The 23,168-nt window shown below is 61.8% G+C and carries 21 protein-coding genes; 7 read left to right on the top strand and 14 right to left on the bottom strand.

What is annotated here, in order from left to right:
• Positions 1-28 precede the first annotated feature (28 nt).
• The 5 genes from lpxK to K529_RS12780 form a co-directional block, all read right to left on the bottom strand.
• Entirely contained in the window at positions 29-1,030 is a 1,002-nt protein-coding gene (gene lpxK, locus K529_RS12800) for a tetraacyldisaccharide 4'-kinase (RefSeq protein WP_046002757.1), read from the bottom strand.
• Complete coding sequence (locus K529_RS12795; protein WP_046002758.1) at positions 1,017-2,213, bottom strand: 3-deoxy-D-manno-octulosonic acid transferase; 1,197 nt, start codon at positions 2,211-2,213, stop codon at positions 1,017-1,019. Before K529_RS12795 ends, lpxK begins: the two co-directional genes overlap by 14 nt.
• Positions 2,213-3,013, bottom strand: a complete 801-nt coding sequence (locus K529_RS12790; protein ID WP_046002759.1) for a 3'(2'),5'-bisphosphate nucleotidase CysQ — start codon at positions 3,011-3,013, stop codon at positions 2,213-2,215. Before K529_RS12790 ends, K529_RS12795 begins: the two co-directional genes overlap by 1 nt.
• The gene (locus K529_RS12785; protein ID WP_046002760.1) at positions 3,000-4,346 is read right to left on the bottom strand and encodes a TldD/PmbA family protein; all 1,347 of its coding nucleotides are present in this window, start codon (positions 4,344-4,346) and stop codon (positions 3,000-3,002) included. Before K529_RS12785 ends, K529_RS12790 begins: the two co-directional genes overlap by 14 nt.
• Positions 4,347-4,487: 141 nt before the next feature.
• Complete coding sequence (locus K529_RS12780; RefSeq protein WP_005658145.1) at positions 4,488-6,002, bottom strand: DUF2125 domain-containing protein; 1,515 nt, start codon at positions 6,000-6,002, stop codon at positions 4,488-4,490.
• 134 nt (positions 6,003-6,136) lie between these two features.
• On the opposite strand from K529_RS12780, the gene K529_RS12775 reads away from it, so the two are divergent.
• Positions 6,137-6,886, top strand: a complete 750-nt coding sequence (locus K529_RS12775) for an SDR family oxidoreductase (protein ID WP_046002761.1) — start codon at positions 6,137-6,139, stop codon at positions 6,884-6,886.
• Positions 6,883-7,512 (top strand): enoyl-CoA hydratase/isomerase family protein, encoded by a 630-nt coding sequence (locus K529_RS12770; protein WP_046002762.1) that lies wholly within the window; start codon positions 6,883-6,885, stop codon positions 7,510-7,512. Before K529_RS12775 ends, K529_RS12770 begins: the two co-directional genes overlap by 4 nt.
• On the opposite strand, the gene K529_RS12765 is transcribed toward K529_RS12770, so the two are convergent.
• Positions 7,500-8,378 (bottom strand): MurR/RpiR family transcriptional regulator, encoded by an 879-nt coding sequence (locus K529_RS12765; protein WP_005645892.1) that lies wholly within the window; start codon positions 8,376-8,378, stop codon positions 7,500-7,502. The genes K529_RS12770 and K529_RS12765 overlap by 13 nt on opposite strands.
• Before the next feature lie 134 nt (positions 8,379-8,512).
• On the opposite strand from K529_RS12765, the gene K529_RS12760 reads away from it, so the two are divergent.
• From K529_RS12760 to K529_RS12740, 5 genes are read left to right on the top strand one after another with little or no spacing between them, the layout of a single operon-like run.
• Positions 8,513-9,544: a polyamine ABC transporter substrate-binding protein gene (locus K529_RS12760; RefSeq protein WP_005645895.1), complete on the top strand. Its 1,032-nt coding sequence runs from the start codon at positions 8,513-8,515 to the stop codon at positions 9,542-9,544.
• Between the two features lie 56 nt (positions 9,545-9,600).
• Positions 9,601-10,686, top strand: a complete 1,086-nt coding sequence (locus K529_RS12755; protein ID WP_005645897.1) for an ABC transporter ATP-binding protein — start codon at positions 9,601-9,603, stop codon at positions 10,684-10,686.
• Complete coding sequence (locus K529_RS12750; RefSeq protein ID WP_005645899.1) at positions 10,686-11,579, top strand: ABC transporter permease; 894 nt, start codon at positions 10,686-10,688, stop codon at positions 11,577-11,579. The genes K529_RS12755 and K529_RS12750 overlap by 1 nt, the downstream gene beginning before the upstream one ends.
• On the top strand, positions 11,576-12,427 hold the full coding sequence (locus K529_RS12745) for an ABC transporter permease (RefSeq protein ID WP_005645901.1): 852 nt from the start codon (positions 11,576-11,578) through the stop codon (positions 12,425-12,427). The genes K529_RS12750 and K529_RS12745 overlap by 4 nt, the downstream gene beginning before the upstream one ends.
• Positions 12,427-13,527, top strand: coding sequence for a DmpA family aminopeptidase (locus tag K529_RS12740; protein ID WP_046002763.1), 1,101 nt, complete (start codon positions 12,427-12,429; stop codon positions 13,525-13,527). The genes K529_RS12745 and K529_RS12740 overlap by 1 nt, the downstream gene beginning before the upstream one ends.
• An 82-nt stretch (positions 13,528-13,609) precedes the next feature.
• On the opposite strand, the gene iolB is transcribed toward K529_RS12740, so the two are convergent.
• The 8 genes from iolB to K529_RS12700 form a co-directional block, all read right to left on the bottom strand.
• Complete coding sequence (gene iolB, locus K529_RS12735; RefSeq protein ID WP_005662626.1) at positions 13,610-14,416, bottom strand: 5-deoxy-glucuronate isomerase; 807 nt, start codon at positions 14,414-14,416, stop codon at positions 13,610-13,612.
• 32 nt (positions 14,417-14,448) lie between these two features.
• Positions 14,449-15,354 (bottom strand): myo-inosose-2 dehydratase, encoded by a 906-nt coding sequence (gene iolE, locus K529_RS12730; RefSeq protein ID WP_005662628.1) that lies wholly within the window; start codon positions 15,352-15,354, stop codon positions 14,449-14,451.
• Between the two features lie 101 nt (positions 15,355-15,455).
• Positions 15,456-17,285, bottom strand: coding sequence for a 3D-(3,5/4)-trihydroxycyclohexane-1,2-dione acylhydrolase (decyclizing) (gene iolD / locus K529_RS12725; RefSeq protein ID WP_046002764.1), 1,830 nt, complete (start codon positions 17,283-17,285; stop codon positions 15,456-15,458).
• On the bottom strand, positions 17,282-19,195 hold the full coding sequence (locus K529_RS12720) for a bifunctional 5-dehydro-2-deoxygluconokinase/5-dehydro-2-deoxyphosphogluconate aldolase (protein ID WP_046002765.1): 1,914 nt from the start codon (positions 19,193-19,195) through the stop codon (positions 17,282-17,284). Before K529_RS12720 ends, iolD begins: the two co-directional genes overlap by 4 nt.
• On the bottom strand, positions 19,195-20,016 hold the full coding sequence (locus K529_RS12715) for an ATP-binding cassette domain-containing protein (RefSeq protein ID WP_046002773.1): 822 nt from the start codon (positions 20,014-20,016) through the stop codon (positions 19,195-19,197). The genes K529_RS12720 and K529_RS12715 overlap by 1 nt, the downstream gene beginning before the upstream one ends.
• A 13-nt stretch (positions 20,017-20,029) precedes the next feature.
• Positions 20,030-21,136, bottom strand: a complete 1,107-nt coding sequence (locus tag K529_RS12710) for an ABC transporter permease (RefSeq protein ID WP_005650137.1) — start codon at positions 21,134-21,136, stop codon at positions 20,030-20,032.
• A 90-nt stretch (positions 21,137-21,226) separates the two neighbouring features.
• Positions 21,227-22,153 carry a sugar ABC transporter substrate-binding protein gene (locus K529_RS12705; protein ID WP_005650139.1) on the bottom strand — a complete coding sequence of 309 codons (927 nt, stop codon included), beginning with the start codon at positions 22,151-22,153 and terminating at the stop codon, positions 21,227-21,229.
• A gap of 156 nt (positions 22,154-22,309) precedes the next feature.
• Positions 22,310-23,140: a MurR/RpiR family transcriptional regulator gene (locus tag K529_RS12700; RefSeq protein WP_005650142.1), complete on the bottom strand. Its 831-nt coding sequence runs from the start codon at positions 23,138-23,140 to the stop codon at positions 22,310-22,312.
• Positions 23,141-23,168: the final 28 nt, after the last annotated feature.

The raw sequence follows: 23,168 nt of genomic DNA, 5'->3' as shown, positions 1-23,168 counted from the left end.
GTCAGTGACGTTTAAGCGCGCCGCTTCCTTATGCAGGGGGCGGCGCGATGTCTTTGAGGCGGGCGAGAAATGCCTCATGTTGCGGCACCTGCAAGCGCACGGGCAGGGTGATGACCTTGTGGCGAAAGCTGAGCGGCAGGCGCACCGCATCCTTTTCGGTGGTCACAAGCTGCGCCCCCAAAAGCCGGGATTCCTGTTCCAGCCGGGTGAGGAGTGCAGGCGCGAGCGATTGGTGATCCTCCAGCGCTTCGGCGCGGCGGATGTCAGCGCCAAGGCCGCGCAGGGTGGCAAAGAATTTCTCCGGATGACCGATACCGGCAAAGGCCAGAACCTTGGTGCCCTGCCATGGCATGCCGGTGGGCAGCGGGGCCACATGGCCGGTGAAATGAGGGATGGGGATCTGCGGCCCCCATGTGGATTGAAACGCGTCCTGCGCGGCCTCATCGCCCAGCGACAGCACCAGATCGGCGCGGCTGAGGCCGGTGTCGACGGGTTCGCGCAACGGCCCGGCGGGCAGGCAGCGGCCATTGCCAAAGCCACGTTTGGCGTCCACCACGATGATAGAGAAATCCTTAGCCACCGAGGGGTTCTGAAACCCGTCGTCCATCAAGATGACGCTGGCCCCGGCTGCTGCGGCCTGCGTAACCCCCTTGCCACGATCCTTGGCGACCCAGACCTCACCAAAGGCGGCCATCAGCAAAGGCTCATCGCCGACGTCCTGTGCGCTGTGGTTGCGCGGGTCGACCTGAACCGGGCCCTGAAGCTGACCACCGTAGCCGCGTGACACCACATGTACCCGGTGCCCGGCTGCGCCCAGTTGTTCCATCAGCCAGATCACGGTGGGGGTTTTGCCGGTGCCGCCTGCATTGAGGTTGCCGACACAGATCACCGGCACCGATGCCTTGACCGGGGTGCCCTTTTTCAGGCGGGCAGCCGTGCCACGGGCATAGAGCGCGCCGAGCGGCGACAGCAGGCAAGCGCGCAGATCAAAGGCGGCGGGAGGTTTGTTCCAGAACTCAGGCGGGCGCATGATTGATTTCGCTTTGATCCAGCAAATCCTGAATCCGGTCGAGGAGATTGTCTGTCATGACCGCACCTTCTGTTACCACCTGCCAGCCTGCAAGGGCCATCTCTGCCGCGCGGTCCGGTGACGAGAGGCGATAGACCGCATCCGAAAGCTCCTCTTCGCCGTGGATACGCTCTGCCGCGCCGAGGGCTGCAAGCCGCTGATAGGCCTGCGCATGGGCGACCACGCCGGGGCCATGCAGGATCGCAGAGCCAAGCGCTGCGGCATCCAGCGGATTGGTGCCTTGCGCGCCCCGAATGAGGCTGTTGCCCAGAAAACAAAGCGGGCAGAGCCGATACCAAAGGCCAAGGTTCTCGGTCAGGCCAATCGCCGCCTGCGTGTGGTCTTCGGGGTCTTCGCCCATGTCCCAATCGGCAAAGGCCAGCCCCTCTTTTTTCAAAAGACTGCGCGCGGCGTCCAGATCCTCAAAGGTTTCAACCGTGAGCACCAAAAGCAGCCGGTGCAGCGAGCGCAGGGCGGTTCGATGCGCTTTGACCACCGCTTGCAATTCCGAGAGGGAGACATGCGCGGCGAGCCAGATCGGGCGGCTGCCGAATTGCTTTTGCATCTGCGTCAATTCATCGTCGTTGCAGCTGGGCGGGGTGCTGGACTGAAACAGACGCCCGGAGGGGCGGATGCGTTCGGGGGGCACGCCTGCGCGTTTCAGCCGCTCGGACACCTCTGTGCCGGGCACGAGAATTTCGGCAAAACCATTGAGCAGTCGGTGGCGCTGATCCGGCAGCCAGCGCGAGGCACGGCCGGGGAGTTCTTCGGCGTCGATATCGCACAAGAGCGCGGGCATGTTGCGTTCGCGGATCTGCCGCATCAACAGACGACGCAGCCGGCCCCCGGCCCAGACGCAGAGATCGGGGGACCAGTTTTCAAGAAAGCTGCGAATGTCATTGGGCTGCTCGACCGTCAGCGGCCCCAGCGCGATGTCGCAGCCATCGGGCAGCAGCGAGGGGCGCATGTCCTCTTCCCATGTGAGCATCATCGACAGATCCGGGCGCATCATCTTGAGCCGGTTGCCCACGTCACACAGGCCCAAGAGCCGCTCTTGGGTGGTCGCATGCGCCCAGACCAACTCACCTTCGGGGCGGGTCAGTCGGGCGGCGTCAGCGATATGTCCACCGCCGGGGCCAAACATCAGGTTTTGCGACCCTTAGACGTGTAGATCAGCCGTGACAGCAGCGCGCGGTGCATCTTGCGCCCCCCCGCCACAACGCCGTTTTGCAAGGCATCGGGGCGATTGAACGTGAGCGCAGCGCCGCTGCGGTCAGTGGCGAGACCGCCGGATTCCTGCACGATCAACACCCCAGCGGCGATGTCCCATTCCCACGTGGGGCGCAGGGTGAGCATGGCGTCATAGGTGCCATCCGCAACCCGCGACATGCGATAGGCCAGCGAGGGGCGGTGGCTGCGCCGAAAGGCGGGCGGGGTGCCCGCGTGCCAGTGTTTGGCGTCCAGTGTCGGCTTGGCGCTCAGGATATGGGCGGTCTCGACGTTTTGCGCGGTGCTGGCCGCAATGGGGACGGCATTGCAGGTCGCGCCCTCGCCTGCGGCGGCGGCAAACAGCAGGTCGCGCTGCGGCAGGTAGACCACTGCCGCGACGGGTTTTCCCGCCTCCACGATGGCCAGCGAATGCGCCCATGTGCGTGAGCCATCCGCAAAGCTGCGGGTGCCATCAATTGGGTCGATCACAAAGACGCGCTCGCAGGATTGGCGCAACGGGTCATCTTCGCTTTCCTCCGAGAGCCAGCCATAGTCGGGACGTGCACCGCGCAGGTGGTCCTCCAGATAGTTGTTCACCGCAAGGTCGGCCTCGGTTACCGGGCCTGCGCCATCGGGTTTGTCCCATTTCTGCGCCTCGGTGCCGGTGAATTGCCCCGCGATCTCGCCTGCCTTTTGGGCGGCGGTGATGAGGAGGGACAGATCATTCTCCGGCAAGGGTCATTCCCTCAACAAGGAGCGAGGGCACCACCCGCGACAGATGCCCGCGTGCGTCATTGGCGGGCACCAGCGTTTTCAGCATATCAAGGAGGTTTCCAGCGATGGTGACCTCATTCACAGGATACTGGATTTCGCCGTTTTCCACCCAGAAGCCGGACGCGCCGCGCGAATAATCCCCGGTGTTGGGGTTGATGGTGGAGCCGATCATCGACGTCACCAGCAGCCCGGTGCCCATGTCGCGCAACAGGTCTGCGCGGGTTTTGTCACCCTCCGTCAGCGTAATATTCCAGTTCGACGGCGAGGGCACCGATCCGATGCCGCGCGCGGCGTTGCCGGTGCTGTGCAGGCCCAGCTTGCGGGCGGAGGCAAGATCCATGGTCCAGCCGGTGAGCACACCGTTTTCCACAATCGCGCGCTTCTGGGTGGGCAGGCCCTCACCATCAAAGGGGCGCGAGCCGGATACACGGGGGCGGAAGGGATCCTCAATGACCGAGAGGGTTTCGGGCAGGATCTGCGCGCCCAAGCGATCCTTGAGCCACGAAGAACCGCGCGCCACCGCCGCGCCATTGGCGGCCCCCAGAAGGTGGCCGATCAGCGAGGAGGAGATGCGTTCGTCAAAGAGAACCGGATAGGCTCCGGTCTTGGGGCGACGGGCGTTCAGGCGCTCGATCGCGCGGGTGCCTGCGGTGTGGCCGATTTCATCGGCGCTGCGCAGATCGCTTTGATAGGTGCGGGTGTCGCCATCATAATCGCGCTCCATCCCGGTGCCGGTGCCCGCGATCCCCACGCAGGAAATCGAGCGGCTGGTGCGGGCGTAGCCGCCGGAAAATCCGTTGCTGGCGGCCATGTGGATGTCATGACGCCCATAGCCTGCGGCGGCGGATTGGACCTGCGTGATGCCCTCAATGGCGGCGCAGGCAGCCTCGGCGGCGAGGGCGTCCTGTTGCAGCTGGTCGGGGGCAGGCTCGGCGCTTGGGTCGGCCATCTGAAGCGCGGCCAGATCCCAGTTCTGCGCCAGCTGACCTGCATCTGCCAGCCCAGCATAAGGGTCTTCGGGTGCTTCTTTGGCCATGGCGACGGCGCGTTCTGCCATGGCGGTCAGCGTCTCGGCGCGGGTATCAGACGAGGAAACCTGCGCCTGTCGTTGCCCGACAAAAACCCGAAGCCCGATGTCGACCCCTTCTGAGCGTTCCGCATGTTCCAACGTGCCGTCGCGCACCTCGATAGAGAGGGAGCTGCCCTCGGCAGCCATGGCATCGGCAGAATCGGCCCCGGCCTTTCGGGCGGCGTCGAGCAGGGCGTGGCAGAGCGTTTCAGGAGTCTGTGTCATGGGCACCTTCGCAAATGGGTGGCATTGCTACAGAGCTAGCCAGACCGCCGCCCTACCGCAAGGCCTGTGCGCCATAAAAACGGGCCGTCCCCGGAAAAGGAGCGGCCCCATCACATACCGGGCGTGGCCCGGAATTGGATATTACTTCAGGCGCTGGCCGTTGGCGAGCACGTGACCTTCGTCGTTCACTTCGATCTTCGAGGTCACGGTGTCGTCACCTGCAGAAACCGTGAACATGCCCATCATCATGCGCGCGCCCATGGCGTCATCCTCGGACACAAGACCCATGCCGATCAGCTTGTCGATCAGGGCGTTTGCGCCGACCAGTTTCAGGTTTGCTTCGCCTTCGGGGGCGGGCATACCGTCAAAGCTCTCCAGATCGGTGTTGTCAAAGGTGAAGGCGCCGTCACCGGTCAGTTCCGCACCCGCAACGGAGAGCAGGATCTGGTTGATGCTGAGGGAGTTCACCTCACCCGGTGCTTCGTCGCCTTTTTCTACGGCTGCCATTTGTTCCTCGTCCACGAGGTCAAAGAACAGCTTGCCCTTGCCGGAGAGGTCGACAACGAGGTTTGCAGGATCGCGCGGCAGCTCTTCGTTCGGGTCGATCAGACCCCAGAGCATGTCCGGAACCGCGAATTCACGCAGCGACACGCCGAGAGCAAAGTCCTGCTCTTCATCGGATTTGGTCAGCGGCATCGCGAAGTTGGTGCCCATCTCTTTCATGCTGAGAGAGATCGGGAACGGGATGTCAGAGCCCATCATGTTCAGGGTGGTGTCAACCTGCGTCACATCATAGGTCAGACCTTCTGGGCTCAGGCCGATGTTGAATTCGCCGCCCTTGGAAGAGGTCTGAACCTCAAAGGTGTCGGAGCCGTCCGCGCCCTTGATGTTGGTGTTGCCGGACTCGAAGGTGAATTTGCCGACATAGGCCATGCCCGCCTTGAGCATCGCAGCCACATCAGAGGGATCTTCGACCTTTGGCACGGTCATGTCGCCGGAGAAGTCGAGGCCCTGAAGGGTGCCGTTAAAGGCCGCGTTGTCGCTGCCTTCTGGCTCGTTGAACATGAAATCATAGGCCATGGTGGCGACAGTCATGCTCTGGGTGTAGGAGCGGACATCACCGATTTTCATCATGGTGTTGCTGGCCAGATCGGTCATGTTGACGGTGAGGGCCGCAACATCTGCCGGCACCGCTTCGCCTTCGATTTCGAGATCCTTCAGGGTGAGGCCTGCGGTCGCGGCGGAGTAGCTGTACTCCATCTCGGAGGTGTCACCGCTGACAACCATCGGGCTGCCGTCATGGGTGTAGATCAGGCTGCCGGAGATGGCGTCGCCGTCGGCATTGAAGTCGAAGGCCATCGGGTATTCGGCAGGCATCACCATGTTCACGGTGCCATCGCCGTTTTCGATGAATTCCAGCGTGCCCATGGTCATGGAGAAAGCATCGCCTTCGATGTCCATCGACATGGTGATGTCGGAGACGGTGAGCTTGCCGCTGCTTTCGGTTTCGGATGCGGTGACCTCGTAACCGGTGCTGGACATATAGTCCTTCCAGTCGGACCAGACATCCTGTGCGCTGAGATCAGCGTGCGCGGCCTGAGCAATCAGCAAAATCGGGGCGACAGCACCCATGCCACGAAAAAAAGAAACAGACATAAGAAGAACCTTTCCTAGCGAAGAGTTGGGGCGAACCTCTCCGCTTGTGCGGGCATGGTCAAGGGAGCCAATGACTGGACCGTTCCCCCCAAGTCAGATTAACACATATGAACACGTCGGTTGGGAGACAAGTTATGAAATTCGCGAATAAAACGATCGTCATTTCCGGTGCAAGCCGTGGCATCGGGGCCAGCGCTGCAAGGGAATTCGCGAGTCAGGGGGCCAATGTCGTGCTGCTGGCGCGCAGTGCAGAGGCATTGGAGACGCTTGCGGATGAGATCGGCGAAAAAGCGCTGGCTCTGGCCTGTGACGTGGCCGATTACGCGGCAGTCGAGGCTGCATTTCAGCGCGCCAGCACGCATTTCGGCAGTCTCGATGTGCTGATTTGCAACGCGGGCAAGATTGAACCTATCGCGCGGCTGGAGCATGCCGAGCCTGCCGGTTGGGCGCAGCTGATCAATGTGAATATCACTGGCGTTTTCAACATGATGCGCGCGGGGCTGCCACATCTGAAGGCCGCAGGCGGTGGCGCGGTTCTGACCATCGGGTCGGGGGCCTCGCAGCGCCCGCTGGAAGGCTGGAGCGCCTATTGCACCTCAAAGGCGGGGGCCGCGATGCTGACACAGGCGCTGCACCTTGAAGAGGGCGAAAACGGTATCCGCGTGATGGGGCTGTCACCGGGTACGGTGGCCACGCAGATGCAGCGTGAGATCAAGGTCAGCGGCATCAACCCGGTGAGCCAGCTTGCATGGGAAGATCACATCCCCGCCGAGTGGCCTGCACGCACGCTTTTGTGGATGCTCAGCGCGGATGCGGATGAATTTATCGGCACCGAGGTGTCCCTGCGCGATGAAAATATCCGCAAACGGGTGGGGCTGATATGATCGATCATCATCAGGATTCGCGGGGGCTGCTGACCCTGCGGCTGAACCGTCCGGACAAGGCCAATGCGCTGACGCCCGAGATGCTGGAACAGCTGATCGAGATTGTGCGGGGCGCCCGTGCGGCGCGGGCGCTGATCCTGACGGGCACCGGTAAAGTGTTCAGCGCCGGTGCGGATCTGGATGCGGCCAAGGCGGGGCTTGCGACGTCGCCCCTGTGGGAAGACCTCTCCGCTGCCTTGGCGGGATTGCCGTGCCTGAAGGTTGCCGCGCTCAATGGAACATTGGCGGGAGGGGCAAACGGCATGGCGCTGGCCTGCGATATTCGCATCGCGGTGCCCACGGCCAAGGTGTTTTATCCGGTGATGCAGCTTGGTTATTTGCCGCAGCCCTCTGATGCGGCGCGGATGCGCGCGCTTATTGGCCCTGCCCGTACCAAGATGATCCTGGTGGCGGGCCAGAAAATCACAGCGCAACAGGCCTATGATTTCGGATTGATCGACAGGATCGTCGCGCCGGAGGACCTGATGGCGGAGGCCGAGGCGCTGGTTGGCCCGTCGCTTGCGGCCCAGCCTGATATTGCGCGGGCGATCCTTCGGGCCGCTGCCGGTGGCCCTCAGGAGAAATAGAGCTTGAGTTCCGAAAGGTAGCTTTGCCACTCGGCGCGGCGGTGCTGGGTGCGCTCGGGGTCTTTTTGCGCCACCGCATGTACAATGAAGTTCTGCAACGTCACCAAGGGCGCGGTTGTTTCCAGAAACAGCCCGGTCTTGGTGCGCCCGTGAAAGACATAGTCGGTGTAGTCATAGGCCCAGTTGTTGAACTCATCCGTGATGACCACAACCGTCATGCCGGTTTTCTGGGCGAGGCGGGAAATCTGGATCGCCTCGCGCGCGAAGGGCACAATGTCGACGACGATCAGCACGTCCTGACTGTAGTCATCGCACCCTGCGTCCACCCATTCCACCAGACCGCCGGAGTTTGCTGAGACGAAGTGCACGGAGCTGCGCACGATATTGAGCCGTTTTGCAAAATCCTCTGCTACGCCGCTAACGGTCTGAAATCCCGTGACATAGACCCGGCGCGCCTGATCGAGTGTGGCGGTCATCCGGGTCCAGTTCTCCGTCTCCATCTGTTGTGCAAGCGCCAGAAGCGACTCCGCCTCTGAGGTCAAAAAGCCGCTGAGAGAGCCTTCTTTCAGGCGTTCGCTGCGCAGAGAGGGTTCCAGCAGGGCGCTGGTCATTTCGGTGCGCAATGCTTCCTTGAGGCCGGAGATTCCCTTGTAGCCGAGTCGCTTGAGAAAGCGGGAGACGGTGATCTCGCTCACGCCCGCTTTGGCCGCGACAGAGGCGCCCGTTTCCAATCCGAGCTGTGCTTCGTTGAGCAACAGGTAGCGGGCAATCTTTGCCTCAGATTTGGTCAGCTCAGGCAATATCTTTTGAATTTTCAAAGACATCGCGCTTTCGGTTCCGGCTTGGGTCTTCTCGCTCAACGGCATCCTCCTTAGATGCACAATGCATCATTTTTAAAAAATGATAGACTTATGTCATTTCACCTACCATGATCCAGACAGGAATACAGAGTTCGCATCAAAAATCGAACCTAACAAATCTGATCCACAGGGAGATCATCATGAATATGCTAGCCAAATTCGGGTGTGCCGGTGTCATGGCCGTTTCTTTTGCCGGTGCTGTGCAGGCTGAAGGGGCGCTGAACCTCTATAACTGGGGGGATTACATCAACCCCGGTATCCTCAAGAAATTTACCGAAGAAACCGGTATTGAGGTGAACCTCGACACCTATTCCTCCAACGAGGAAATGCTGGCCAAATTGCAGGCCGGCGCGACCGGCTATGACATCGTGTTCCCATCGGTCCACATGCAGGACATTATGTCAAAGCTCGACCTGTTGTTGCAGACCGACATCAACCAGAGCGCGGGATTTGCCAATATCGACCCGCTGTCATTGCGCGCCAAGAGCGACCCGGAGGGGGTGTTCTGCCTGCCTTATGCCTTTGGGACCGTGGGGATTTACTACAAGCCCGAAATCACTGGTGAGATCACCGGCTGGGAAGATTTCTTTGCGATCCCCAAAAAAACTGGTGGCCGCATCACCCTGCTCGATGACATGCGCGAAGTGCTGGCGATCGGGCATGTGATGAACGGCACCTCGGTAAACAGTGTCGACCCGGCAGAGATCACCGCGGCGCAGGACTATATTCTAAAGCAGCGCCCGAATGTGTCGGCCTTTACCTATGACGTGCCGGGGTTGATCGCCACGGATGACATTGCCGCAGCACAGTATTTTATCGGCATGCATGTGCTCACCAGCAACATGGAAAATGTAAAATACGTGATCCCGAAAGAGGGCGGTACGCTTTATCAGGAAAACATGTGCGTGCTGAAATCCGCGCCGAATGCCGAAAATGCCAAGGCGTTCATGGAGTTCTACCTGCGCCCGGAGATCGCGGCGATGAATGTGGAACAGCAGTTCAACGGCACGCCCAATATCCCCGCGCGTGATCTGGCCTCGGATTACATCCGCAACAATCACAACATCACGCTCCCCGACGAGACTTATGAGCGGTTGCAGACCTTTGAAGATCTGGGCCGGGGGCTGCGCCTTTATGACCGCGCGTGGAACACCATCCGCACCGCACAATAATCAGCTTTTGCCTAGGCGGGCGGCGCACAATGTGCCGTCCGGCAGCGGAGACACATATGACACAGATACTAGAGGTGCGCGGCGCTCGCCGTGTGTTCAAGACCCCCGAAGGCGGCACGGTGGCCGCATTGGACGGTGTGGATCTTGATGTGGGGCAGAATGAATTTGTGACCCTGCTGGGGCCGTCGGGATGTGGCAAGACCACGCTCTTGCGCTCCGTCAGCGGGTTTGAGCAGCTCGACAGCGGGACGGTGATGCTGGAAGGCAAGGACATCGGCAGAATGCCCGCCTTTCGGCGTCCGGTGAACACGGTGTTTCAAAGCTATGCGCTGTTTTCCCATATGACCGTCGAGCGCAACGTGGCCTATAGTCTTGAGGTTGCGGGTGCGTCCAAGCAGGAGCAGAAAATCCTCGCGGGTGAAGCGCTGGAGATGGTGGGGCTGTCGGGGACGGGCAGCCGGATGCCGTCGCAACTGTCGGGCGGGCAGCGCCAGCGGGTGGCCTTGGCGCGGGCAATCGTTGCTCGGCCCAAGCTGTTGCTACTGGATGAGCCGCTGTCGGCGCTGGATCGGCGTCTGCGCCAGAAAATGCAGATTGAGCTGAAGGCGCTGCAATCGGAACTGGGCATCGCCTTTGTCTTTGTCACCCACGATCAGGAAGAGGCGCTGACCATGTCCGACCGGATCGTGGTGATGCGTGGCGGGCAGATCGAACAATGCGGTGCGCCGCGCGACATCTTTCGCAAGCCTCGCACAAAATTCGTGGCGGAGTTCATTGGCGATACCAACCTGTTTGAAACCACCATCGAGTGCGTCCATGACGGGCGCATTCTGGCGCTGACCCGTGAGGGAACCAAGATCTGGCTCTCCGAAGAAACCAAACGGGCCAAGGGCGATGCGGCGACGGTGGTTATCCGGCCCACGGACCTGCAAGTACAAGACGCGCACAGCTCCTGCGGGTTTCGGGGCAAAATCACGCGGGTGATCTATCTGGGCACCGACCTGCATTATTATGTCCAGCCTGCGGTGGGCGGGCAGGAATTGCTGGTGGTGTCACGCACCGATGGCAGCCGCCGCGCACCGGGGGATGAGGTCACGCTGACCTATCGGCCAGAGCGCGCCCATGTGGTGGAGGACTGCTGATGGCCACGCCACATACCCGCGAACGCCTGTTTCTATTTGGGTTGCTGACCCCTGTAACCCTGCTTCTGGGCATCTTCTTTTTGCTGCCGCTGGCGGTTATCGTCATCTACTCATGGCTGATGCCGGGCCTTTATGGCGGCGTCGAGTGGGAGTTCTATCACTGGAATTACGGACGCCTCTTTGGCTGGGCGGACGGGGTGATGGAGATCTACGAGCCGATCTATCTGAAGATCCTGCTGCGCTCGCTCAGCCTCGCCATTCTAACGGTGCTGTTGACGCTGGTGCTGTGTTATCCGGTGGCATTCTGGATTTCCCGGCTGTCGCCGCGCTGGCAGGTGGTGTTCCTGTTTCTGATCACCTTGCCGTTTTTCACCAGTCTGGTTGTGCGCCTTTATGCGTGGCTGCTGATCCTCAAGCCCTCGGGCGTGTTGAACAGCACCCTGTTGGGGATCGGTCTTATCAGCGAGCCGCTGGAGATCCTGTTCACCCGGACTGCAGTGGTGATCGGCATGGCCTATGTGATGATCCCGTTCATGTTCATGCCGCTGTTTGCGAGTATCGGAAATCTGGACCGTTCGCTGCTGGAGGCCAGCAGTGATCTGGGCGCGGGGCGGGTGCAGACCTTTTTCAAGGTGATGCTGCCGCAGACCATGCCCGGCGTGATTGGTGGATCGGTCATCGTGTTCATCCCGTCGGTTGGCAATTTCGTGGTGCCCGATGTGCTGGGCGGCGCGAAGGGGCTGATGATCGGCAATCTGGTCGAGCAGCAGTTCCTGTCGGCGCGCAACTGGCCGTTTGGCTCGGCGTTGTCGGTGGTGATCATGGCCGTCGTGCTGGGGGTGATGCTGGTCTATGTGACGCGACTGGCGCGTGAGGGGAGGGCATCGTCATGAAATACCTTCGTCGTTTGCCGCTCTCGGCTATGCTCCTGACGTTTTACAGCCTGATGTTCTTTGCCTTCATCTATGCGCCGCTGGCGTTGATCGTGACCTATTCGTTCAACGCCAACCCGGTGAACATGATGGTCTGGGATGGGTTTACGCTGGATTGGTACCGGATCATCCTCGGTCTGAAAGATCGCCCGGTCGATATTGTGAACAGCTCCTCCGCCTATCTCGATTCCACCGATCAGTTGCTGGAGGCACTGCGCAACAGTCTGATCATCGCCACCTCAACCACCACGATCTCGACGGTGATTGGCACCAGTGCGGCGATTGCGCTGGCGCGGTTCCGGTTTCGGATGCGCGGGTTTTATCGTGGGCTGATGATGATGCCGATGACGATGCCGGACATCGTGCTTGGGATCGGGTTGCTGATCTTTTTTGTCAGCGCGGGCGCAAAGCTCGGGCTCACCACGATCATCATTGGCCACTGCACGTTTCTGACCTCTTATGTCTTTATCATCGTGCAGGCGCGGATGGCGGGGCTTGATCCGGCACTTGAGGAGGCCTCGGCCGATCTGGGTGCAAATGAGTGGCTGACCTTTCGCAAGGTGCTGTTGCCACAGTTGATGCCGGGGATCGCGGGGGGCGCTATGCTCGCCTTCATCATCTCGATGGATGATCTGGTCATCACCTATTTCATCTCGGGCACCGATAGCACCACCTTGCCGGTCTTCATCTTCTCGATGGTGCGGCGTGGGGTGAAGCCTGAGATCAACGCCATCGCAACCCTTATCATACTGGTTTCGATCATTATTGCGGCAGTCGGCCTATGGCTGCGCGCCCGTAGGAAAGACTGATGCAAGACAAGACTTCTGATAAACCACGCGCCCGTGATCTGGGGCTGCCCTTGCCGGGCACGCCGGGGGTTTTTAACGCGATCACCGATGTGCCGGGGGTTGCTGTCGGGTTCAGGACGCTGACCGATCCTGTGCGGCGGATGCGCACCGGGGTGACGGCGATTGTGCCCCGGCAGGACGCGGATGACCCGCAACCGGTCTGGGCCGGGCAGTTTTGTCTGAATGGGAATGGCGAGATGACCGGGACCCATTGGATCAATGATGCGGGGTATTTCCTTGGGCCGATCTGCATCACCAACACCCATGGTGTAGGCATGGCGCACCATGGCGCGACGCGCTGGATGATCGACCGCTACCCCACCCATTTCAGGCAGGGGCACGCCTGGGCTATGCCGGTGGTGGCCGAGACTTATGATGGCGTGTTGAACGACATCAACGCGCTGCATGTCAGCGCTGCCGATGCTGTCAAAGCGCTGGAAACCGCGCGGTTTGGCCCCGTTGCCGAAGGCTCTGTCGGGGGTGGCAATGGGATGATTTGCTACGAATATAAGGGCGGTACCGGCACGTCCTCGCGGCTGGTTCAGATCGGCGACAAGACCTACACCGTGGCAGCACTTGTGCAGGCCAACCACGGGCTGCGTCCATGGCTCAACATCTGCGGCGAGCCGGTGGGGCAGGCGTGGGACGAGAACCGGCTGCTGGATGCGGAAACCGGATCGATCATCGTGATCCTTGCAACCGATGCGCCGCTTGGCCCCCTTGCGCTGCGGCATCTGGCTAAACGCGCGGCGATCGGGATTGGCCGGGGTGGCACGCCGGGGGGGAATAACTCGGGCGATATCTTCCTTGCGTTTTCGGTCGCCAATCCGCAGCCGATGCCGCAATCTGCTGGCCCCGAGACCACGAGGGTGGAGATGAACGGGGAATACATCGACCCGCTCTATTTGGCGGCGGTGGAGGCGGTGGAGGAATCCGTCCTGAACGCCATGGTGGCGGGCGAGGATGTCCCGACCGTAAAGCCCCCGAACAAGACGTGCAGCGCGCTCCCTGTGGAGCGGTTGCGCGCGCATTTCTCCCCGAGGCAGGACGCAGCGCAATAGGGTTGCGATAGATACAGGCAAGAGAAAAGGCGGCGCAGTCCCTGCGCCGCCTTTTGATTGTATATCAATGCTTTACTGCGGATCAGGCGTCGCGCTCCATGATCCATTCGACCTCTGGCGCGGCGACAAAGCGCCATTTGCGCAAGGGGCCAGCCATGACGTTGAGGTAATACATCTCAAACCCGTAGGGCGCACCGCAAGGGTGGTGGCCGCGCGGCACCAGGACCACATCGCCATCCGCGACCGCCATGGTTTCATCCAGCTGCCCGTCATCGGTATAGACGCGCTGGATGCCAAAGCCGCTCGCCGGGTTCAGGCGGTGATAATAGGTCTCTTCCAGATAGGTGATCCGGGGGAAGTCATCCTCGTCGTGGCGGTGGCTGGGGAAGGACGACCAATGGCCGGCGGGGGTGAAGACCTCGGTGACCAGCAGGCTGTCGCAATAGTCCTCGTTCTCCATCGCGATATTGTTGATGTAGCGGGTGTTGGTCCCCTTGCCGCGCTCTGTGAGGGTGATGCCATCGGGGCCGATCCGGCGTGCCGCATGGCCACCCTTGCCCGGTGCGGAACAGACCGCAATGGTGCAATCGGTGGTGGCCTCGGCGCTCCAGTCGCTGCCATTGGGCAGATAAAGGCAATGGGGCGGGGTTTTCTCAAACACCGACATGCGCTCGCCCAGTTCGCCCCAGTCCTGTCCCGCGCCGGTCAGATTGGCTTTGCCTTCCACCATCACGAGGATCACCTCGCGGTCGCCGGTGACGTCAGCCACGGTCTCGCCCGCGCGCAGACGGTGTAGGGCAAAGCCCACGTAGCGCCAGCCTGCACTTTCGGCTGTGATGCGATGCACCTCGCCATGGGTGCCAAAGGGTTTTCGCAGCAGATCGCTCATGGGTCTTGCCTCCTGTTGTTGGGTCGCGGGGATTAACCCGTAACCTCTAGCCCATAGCGCGCGCAAAGGTCGCGAATGGTCTGATAGCCCAGTTTTGAGGCCGCATAGGGCGCGACCTTGGCGGGGTCTTGCTCGGCCTCGACCACGATCCAGCCCTGATAGCCCATCTTGGCCAGACGTTCGGTCACGGCCGCAAAATCGATGGACCCTTCGGCATCCCCCGGCACGGTAAAGGCCCCGGCGATGACGGCATCCAGAAAGGACCAGCTCTCAGTGCGGGCCTGCGCGGCGATATTGGCGCGCAGATCCTTATAGTGGACGTGGTGGATGCGGTCGCCCCATTTGTCGAGCGTGCCCAGCAGATCCCCGCCGCCAAAGACCAGATGGCCAGTGTCATAAAGCAACGTCACCTCGGGGCTGCTGGCCTCCATCAGCCAGTCGATATCCTCTTGATCCTCGATGAAGGCGCCCATGTGGTGGTGATAGGCCAGAGGCAGGCCCTTGTCGGTCATCCACTTGGCCAGTTCAGAGAGCTTGGCCGCATAGGCGCGGACGTCGTCCCGCGCAAGCTTGGGGCGGTTGTTCACCGGGGTCGTGCGGTCGCCCTGCACGGTGTTGGAACATTCCGCATAGACCAGACAGGGCGCGCCCAAAGCGGCGAATTGCTCGACCTGCTCTGCGATGGCAGCTTTTTCGGTCTCGACATCATTCACCAACAGGTTGCCCGAGCACCAGCCACCACAAAGCGAAATGTCATATTCGTTCAGATACTTGCGCAGCCCTTCGGTGTCCTGGGGCATGCGGCGGCCACGTTCGACCCCGGTATAACCGATCTCGCGCGCTTCGCTCAGGGCCTGTTCCATCGTGTAGGCGGCGGTGAGGTCGGGCAGGTCGTCGTTCTGCCATGCAATGGGGGAGATGCCGATCTTGACGCTCATGGGCGGTGTCTTTCGTTGTGGGCGCATGTCCGCGCCTGATCCAAAACTGGGGCCTTTCCGACGCGCGGGAGGACGCACTCCGGAAAGGCAGGCCACGGGCGTCAGTTGAGCGCGCGGGCCTTGATCTGTTTTTCATATTCGGCGCGTTTGGCGCGCACCTCGGCCCGCTCGGACACTTCGGGCACCGCCACGTCCCACCAATGGCCGCCATCGGGTGTCGAGGGGTAGGGATCGGTGTCAATCACCACCACAAACGGCCCTTTGGCGGATTTCGCGCGGCTCAGGGCCTCTTCCAGTTCTGCAATGCTGCTGACATGTACGGCCGCCGCCCCCATGGATGCGGCATGGGCGGCAAAGTCGATGTTCGACGGCGTCACGTGATGGGAGTGGTCGAGGAGGTTGTTGAACTCTGCCCCGCCGGTGCCCATTTGCAGCCGGTTGATGCAGCCGTAGCCGCGGTTGTCGGTGATCACCACGGTCATGTCGATGCCCAGCATCGCCGCCGTCGCCAGTTCCGAGTTGGCCATCATATAGCTGCCGTCGCCGATCATGCAGACCACATCCCGGTCTGGCTGCGCCATCTTGATGCCCATGGCACCGGCGATCTCATAGCCCATGCAGGAATAGCCGTATTCCATGTGATAGGCGCCGGGGCGCGGGGCTTTCCAGAGTTTGTGCAGCTCGCCCGGCATGGTGCCCGCCGCGCACATCACCACCGTGTCGGGACCGGAGGCCCGTTGCACCGCGCCGATCACCTGCTGGTCACTCGGCAGTTGGATGTCCTCGCGCGGGGCGGCGGTGAGCGGGTCGACGGCGCTGAACCACGCCTCCTTGAGTGTGGCGGAGGGGGCGGCGAATTGCAGATTACCAAGCGCCGCGCCCAGCAGTTCCAGCCCGACGCGGGCATCGCAGCACAAGGGCTCTGCCCCATGTTTCATGGCGTCATAGGCAGCAACATTGAGCGAGACGAGCGTGCGAGTCGGGTTCTGGAACAGGTTCCACGAGCCGGTGGTAAAATCCTGAAATCTTGTGCCCACACCCAGAACCAGATCGGCCCCGGCGCAAACTTCATTGGCGGAGCCCGCACCGGTCACCCCTACGGGGCCGAGGTTCAGCGGGTGATCCCAGGCGAGAGCGGATTTGCCCGCCTGGCTTTCGACAACCGGGATCTGATGCGCCTCGGCAAAGCGTTGCAGCGCGGCGCAAGCGCCCGCGTAATGCACGCCACCCCCGGCCACGATCACCGGAGATTTTGCGGCTTTCAGCAGGTCGGCAACCCGCGCCAGCTCGCCCTCATCCGGGCGGGGACGGCGGGTTTGCCAAATGCGCGGCGCAAAGAAGGCCTCGGGCCAGTCATAGGCTTCGGCCTGCACGTCCTGACAGAACGACAGGCAGACCGGGCCGCAGTCTGCCGGATCGGTCATCGTGCGAAAGGCGCGCGGCAGGGCGGTCAGCAGCTGCTCGGGGCGCATGATGCGGTCGAAATAGCGCGTGACCGGTTTGAAACAGTCATTGGCGCTGGTGGTGCCATCGCCGAAATCCTCGATCTGCTGCAACACAGGGTCGGGACCCCGGTTGGCAAAGACATCGCCGGGGATCAGCAAGAGCGGCAGCCGGTTCACATGCGCCAGTGCCGCCGCTGTCACCATATTGGTGGCACCGGGGCCGATGGAGGAGGTGACCGCCATCGCCCGCTTGCGCGCGGACTGCTTGGCATAGGCAATCGCCGCATGGGCCATGGTCTGCTCATTGTGGCCGCGATAGGTGCGAAATTCGTCGCGCGCGCCGTGCAGCGCCTCGCCCAGACCGGCCACATTTCCGTGGCCAAAGATCGCCCAGATCCCGGCGAGGAAGGGTTCGCCTTCCTCGTTCAGTTGTGCGGCGATATATTTCACCATCGCCTGCGCTGCGGTTAGCCGGATCGTGCTCATTGTGCCGCCTCCATTGTGCGTGCGCGTGCCTGCGCCCAGATATCGCAAAGCCGGGCGTAATTTTCTGTCATGCGCGCCACGGCGCTGTCGTCGTCAATGCGGCCTGCAAACCAGTCGCGGGCCACATCGCCAAAGATTGTCCGCCCGACGGCAAACCCTTTGACCAGCGGGAAGCGTACGGCGAGGGCAAAGCTCTCGCGCAGCTCGTCCTCCGGGGCGTCCAGACCCAGCACCACGATACCACGGGTGCGTTTGTCGTTGCGCTCGATCGCATCGCAGCTTGCCGCCCATGCGGCCTCGGAGCGGAAGGGTTCAAGCTTCCACCAATCGGGGTAGATGCCCGCATCGTATACGCGCTGAATGACATCTGGCGTGGTTTTATCGTCAAAGGGGCCGACCTTGGAGGGGATCACCTCCAGCAGGAATTCAAGCCCGTTGCGGCGGCAGGACTGGAACACGCGGGTGATGGTGGCGATCTGGTCGGCCCACATCGCGTCATCATCGTCGGGATGCGGGAAGCACAGGCATTTGACCACATGTTCGCCGGGCCATTCCTTCAGCCCGCCCGCATCCTCGCCCACCTGCGGCTCCAGCCGCAAGGGGCGCGAGCCGGGCCATTCCACCGGGCGGCCGATCCACAGACCCTGACCGGCTGCGGCATAGAGCGCGCGCGCGCCAAGGCGGCCATCGCAGAGGATGCCGTGACCGGGGCGGCCAGCGGCCTGCATGAGCGCCGCCCTGAGGCAAAGCTCCTTGAACGCGCCGATGCGCTCGGGCGTGGCGCCGTCCATCTCTTCCATCTGCATGCGGTGATCAAAGGCAAAGACCCGCAGGTCGTCCCAGTCACGCTTGCGGGTGGTTGACCAGTGGATCTGCTCCAGCGCTGTGTCGTTGCGCAGGGCTTTCTCCACCACGCCACGCTGGAGGAAGAATTGCAGCTCTTCCCAGCTGGGATAGGCGGGGGTGCAGCCATGACGGCTGACGGCAAAGGCCCCGCAGGCATTGGCGTATTTGAGCGAGGTGGGCCAGTCTTCACCGTCGAGCCAGCCCTTCAGAAGACCGGACATGAAGCCATCGCCCGCACCGAGCACGTTAAAAACCTCGATGGGAAAACCGGGGCCGCTTTGGCCCTCGTCCAGCCTGTCCGGGATCGCGCCGGTGAAGGCCACCGCGCCATCAGCGCCGCGTTTGCACACCAACGTCGCCCCCGAGACCGCGCGCACCGCGCGCAGTGCTGCGACCGTGTCGGTGGTGCCGCCTGCGATGTGGAATTCCTCTTCGGTGCCGACGATCAGGTCAAACAGATGCAGGGTGGATTGCAGTTTTTCCGTCACCGCTGCTGAGGCGATAAAGCGGTTTTCGCCGTCGCCATGGCCGGACAGCCCCCAGAGGTTGGGGCGAAAATCAATGTCCAGCGCGGTCTGCGCGCCGTGTTTGCGCGCAAAGTCCAGTGCTTTCAGCACCGCCGCCTCGGTGCGGGGATTGGACAGATGAGTGCCAGTGGCGACCACGGCGCGGGCGCGGGCAATGAAGCCTTCGTCCACGTCCTGTGCGCTCAGCGCCATATCGGCGCAATTCTCGCGGTAGAAAATCAGCGGGAACTGGTCCTCATCGCGAATGCCGAGCAGCACAAGCGCCGTCAGCCGCTCCGGGTCGGTGAGGACGCCGGTGACGTCGACGCCCTCTTTCACCAGTTCCTCACGCAGGAAACGGCCCATATGCTCGTCGCCAACCTTGGTCAGCAGCGCCGAACGCAAGCCCAGACGCGCGGTGCCCGTCGCCATATTGGTGGGGGAGCCGCCGACGTATTTCTCGAAACTGCGCATGTCTTCAAGACGGCCACCAACCTGCGCGCCGTAAAGGTCAACGGACGCGCGCCCGATGGTGATGAGGTCCAGATCCTTGGTCATTACACAGTGCCCCCGAGCGAGCCTTCGAGCTGTGCCATTTCCTGACCACCCGCCATGAGATCCTGCAGCTCCTCCGGTGTGATCTGGCCGCGCTGTGCGGTGCCCAGCGTCTTGCCGCGGTTGAGCACGGTGAACCGGTCGCCCACGGCCAGCGCGTGGCGCACGTTGTGACTGATGAACACCACGCCGACGCCTTGTTTGCGCACCCGGTCAATGGTGGCGAGCACGTTCGAGGTCTGCCGCACGCCAAGCGCCGAGGTGGGCTCGTCCAGGATCAGCACCCGCGCGCCGAAATAGACCGCGCGCGCAATCGCCACCGTCTGGCGTTCGCCGCCCGAGAGCGTGCCGACCGCCTGATCGGGGCCGCGCAGGTTGATGCCCATCTTGCGCATTTCCTCCACGGTGGTCTGGTTCATCATCTCGATGTCCATGCGGCGGAAGGGCTTGGAACCCTTGAGCGGCTCGCGCCCCATGAAGAAATTGCGCGTCACACTCATCAGCGGGATCATGGCAAGATCCTGAAACACCGTGGCAATTCCGGCTTCCATCGCATCGCGGGGGCTGTCGAAATTCATCGGTTGCCCGTCGATGGTGATCGCACCCTTGGTGGGTTTGTGTACGCCCGACATGGTCTTGATAAAGGTGGATTTGCCCGCGCCATTGTCGCCAAGCAGACAGTGGCATTCGCCCGGTTTCACATCAAAGCTGACACCTGCAAGCGCGATGATATTGCCGAAATGCTTCTCGATATCCTGCATTTCGATGATCGGCTTGGCCGCGTCCTGCGGGCTGCCGTGATGGAAGGTCGTGTCTTCGGTCATCTGCTGGGTCATCTCAGCGTTCCCCCGTCACGCGCTTGCGGATGTAGTTGTTGAACAGAACCGCGATCAACAGCATGCCGCCAAGGAAGATCTGGAACCAGTCCTGATCGAAGTCTGTATAAGTGAGGCCGATGGTGACCATGCCAAAGATGATCGCGCCAAAGAATGCGCCGATGGCCGATCCGTAGCCGCCGGTCAGCAGGCAGCCGCCGATCACTGCGGCGATGATGGCCTCGAACTCTTTCATGAAGCCGCGGCGGGCGTCGGTCGAACCTGCATCCATTACGGTGATGATCGCAACCAGCGCGCCGCAGAGCGCCGTCACCATAAAGAGCGAGATCTTCACCTTGCGCACCGGCACACCGGAGTTGGAGGCTGCGTTGCGATCGCCGCCCGAGGCAAAGATCCAGTTGCCCTGCGGGGTGCGCAGCAGCACATAGGTCGCCACCAGCGCCAGCGCGATGAACCAGAGGATTTCCACCGGGATGCCGGGCACTTTGGGGGTGCCGTTCTTGAAGGTGTCGATCAGGCCGATCTGGGCAAGCCAGGCAAAGATCGGGCCAAAAGCGTCGCCAGAGAACATGGGCGCAAGCCAGTCGCCCTCAACCGCATCGCGCACGCCGCGCAGCTGGGTGGAGCCGCCAGAGGCCAGTTTCAGCCCCACCAGTGACGCGCCGCGCAGGATGAACAGGAAGGCGAGTGTCACAATAAAGGACGGCAGGCCGGTTTTCAGAACGATCACGCCATTTACCGCGCCAAGCCCAGCCGCCACCGCCAGTGTCAGCGGGATCGCGAGGATCAGGGGCAGGCCAAGGGTGACGACGCAAGCGCCAAAGATCAGACCCGCAAAGGCCACCATGGAGCCGATGGAGAGGTCAAATTCACCGCCGATCATCAGCATCGCTGCGCCGATGGCGAGGATGCCGAGCTGCGCCGCAGGGGTCATGAAGTTCATGATGCCCGAGAGCGTGAACATGGTGCTGTCGGCAGTGATCAAAAAGAATGTGGTGACAAGAATGACACCGGCGATGGCCCCAAGCTCCGGGCGCTTCATCAGCCGCGCGCCAAAGCCTTCTTGTTTCAGGCGTTCGTCGGTGACGGTTTGGGCCGTGTCGGCCATGGCGTGATCCTCCCTTGGGGACAAAGAAGGGCCGTGGCGCGGCGTTTGCACCACGGCCCCAAATGCGATTTAGCGTTTTAAGTGCGTGGCTTAGCGGATGCCTTCAGCACTCAGCTCGACCACCTGGGCAGCTTTGTGCTGGGTGATCAGATTGGGGCCGGAGGGGACGTTGCCGCCGGGGATCAGGCCGTAGTTGGCATTGAGCGCCAAGAACGAGACCGGCAGATAGCCTTGCAGGAATTGCTGCTGGTCGATGGCAAAGGCCGCTTCGCCTTTTGATACGCTCTCAAGGAAACTTGCCGACAGGTCAAAGGTCGCCACATTCACCTCGCCGGTGCGGCCAACGGCGGCGACGGCGCGCACGGAGGGCTCACCCACCAGGGAGGCACCAAGGCCCATCACGGTGTCGATGTCAGGGTTGGATTCCAGCGCCGCTTTGACCTTGGCTTCGACTTCGGCCGGGTCGTTCTGGGTCGGGATCACCTCGACAGAGCCGCCGAACCCGTCAGAAAAGCCCTGACAGCGCAGGTCGAGCGCCACGTTGCCGACTTCTTGGTTGACGCAGATGCCGACCGTGCCGCCCATCGAGGCGAGCTTTTCACCGGCGGCCTTGCCTGCGGTATATTCGTCCTGGCCCACGTGCAGCAGCGCGCCGAGATCCTTGGAGACGTCAGAGCCGGAGTTCATCGAGATGACCGGAATGCCAGCCTCGACCGCGCGGCGGATTGAGGGCGACAGCGCGTCGGCGTCGGGAATGGAGACCACCAGCCCGTCGGGTTCCTGATTGACGGCGGCGTCGATCAGCTGGCTCATCTGCACCATGTCAAAGGTCTCGGGCGAGCGGAAATCGACATTCGCGCCCGTGTCCTTGGCGGCCTTTTCCACGCCGTTTTTCACCACGGACCAGAATGGATCGTTGGCCTGACCATGGGCGACCACGATGATGTCCTGCGCCATGGCGGGGGCTGCGACGGCCATCCCGGCGACAACAGCTGCGGTTTTCAAGAATTTTTTCAATTTGTCCTCCCTTAGACAAAGCCCGGTGTCCCGGATTGTAAGCGCCTCGGCTCGCTGAAGGCTGAGGTGCTCCTGATGACCGGCCTCCCACCGGTCAGCACGAAACGGTGTCGAATCGCGCTTATGGAACATTTATTCCGTTTTGGCGCGAGCCTGTCAAGATTCGCGTCGTTGCGATCCGACCAGCACCGAAAGGGCGGTGGTGAGTGTGATGGAGGCGTTGAGTGCGCGAAAGCCTGCGACCTCATGTTCGTGCACGATGAGCACCTCGCGGGCGAATTCAAACAGCGGGCATTTCTCGGAATCGCTCAGCCCGTAGACCGGAACGCCACGCTCGGCGGCCTCTCTGGCCTGCTGGATCACGTCCTCGGAGAAGGGTGCAAAGGTCACCGCAAACAGCGCATCATCGGGTGTCATCAGGGGAGGGCTGTCAAGGTGGCCAACGTCGGTATGCAACAAGGCAGGCACATCCATCTTACCAAGGAGATAGGACATATTGCTGACCACAGCAAAGGCGCGACGCATACCCAATAGGTGTAGAATGCGCGCCTGTGCCAAGCCGCTTGCGACACTGTTAAGTCCCTCATTTGCAACAGAATTACCCAAAGATAGCAGCGACTTATGGCCCGCCTCGGTAAATTCTCCCAACAGCTGACCACTGCCCTGCGCCACATCGGGGCGCACCTGAGCAAGGCGCTGTTCATAGTCGGGGCGAAAAGAGGTGTACTGCACCCGAAACAGCCCCTGCATCTCGGAATAGCCGCTAAAGCCAATGGCCTGACAGAACCGGATATAGACCGAAGGCGCAACGCCCGATGCCTTGGCCATATCAGAGACCGTAGAGACCGCCACAAGATGCAGGTGACGGCGGGTGAAGGATGCACATTGCTTCAGTCGCTTGGGCAGCTCATCCTGCATCTGGTCCAGCCGCTCGATGGTCTGGGTGATATTGGTGGGGGGTGTGGCGATACCCTCGTTCTCACTCATTCAACGTCCTCTCTCTTGACAGGTTCAC

Source organism: Tritonibacter mobilis F1926 (assembly GCF_000376545.2).
Taxonomy (GTDB): domain Bacteria; phylum Pseudomonadota; class Alphaproteobacteria; order Rhodobacterales; family Rhodobacteraceae; genus Epibacterium; species Epibacterium mobile.
The sequence above is the reverse complement of the archived record's forward strand: the minus strand, read 5'-3'. Positions and strand labels throughout refer to the sequence as shown.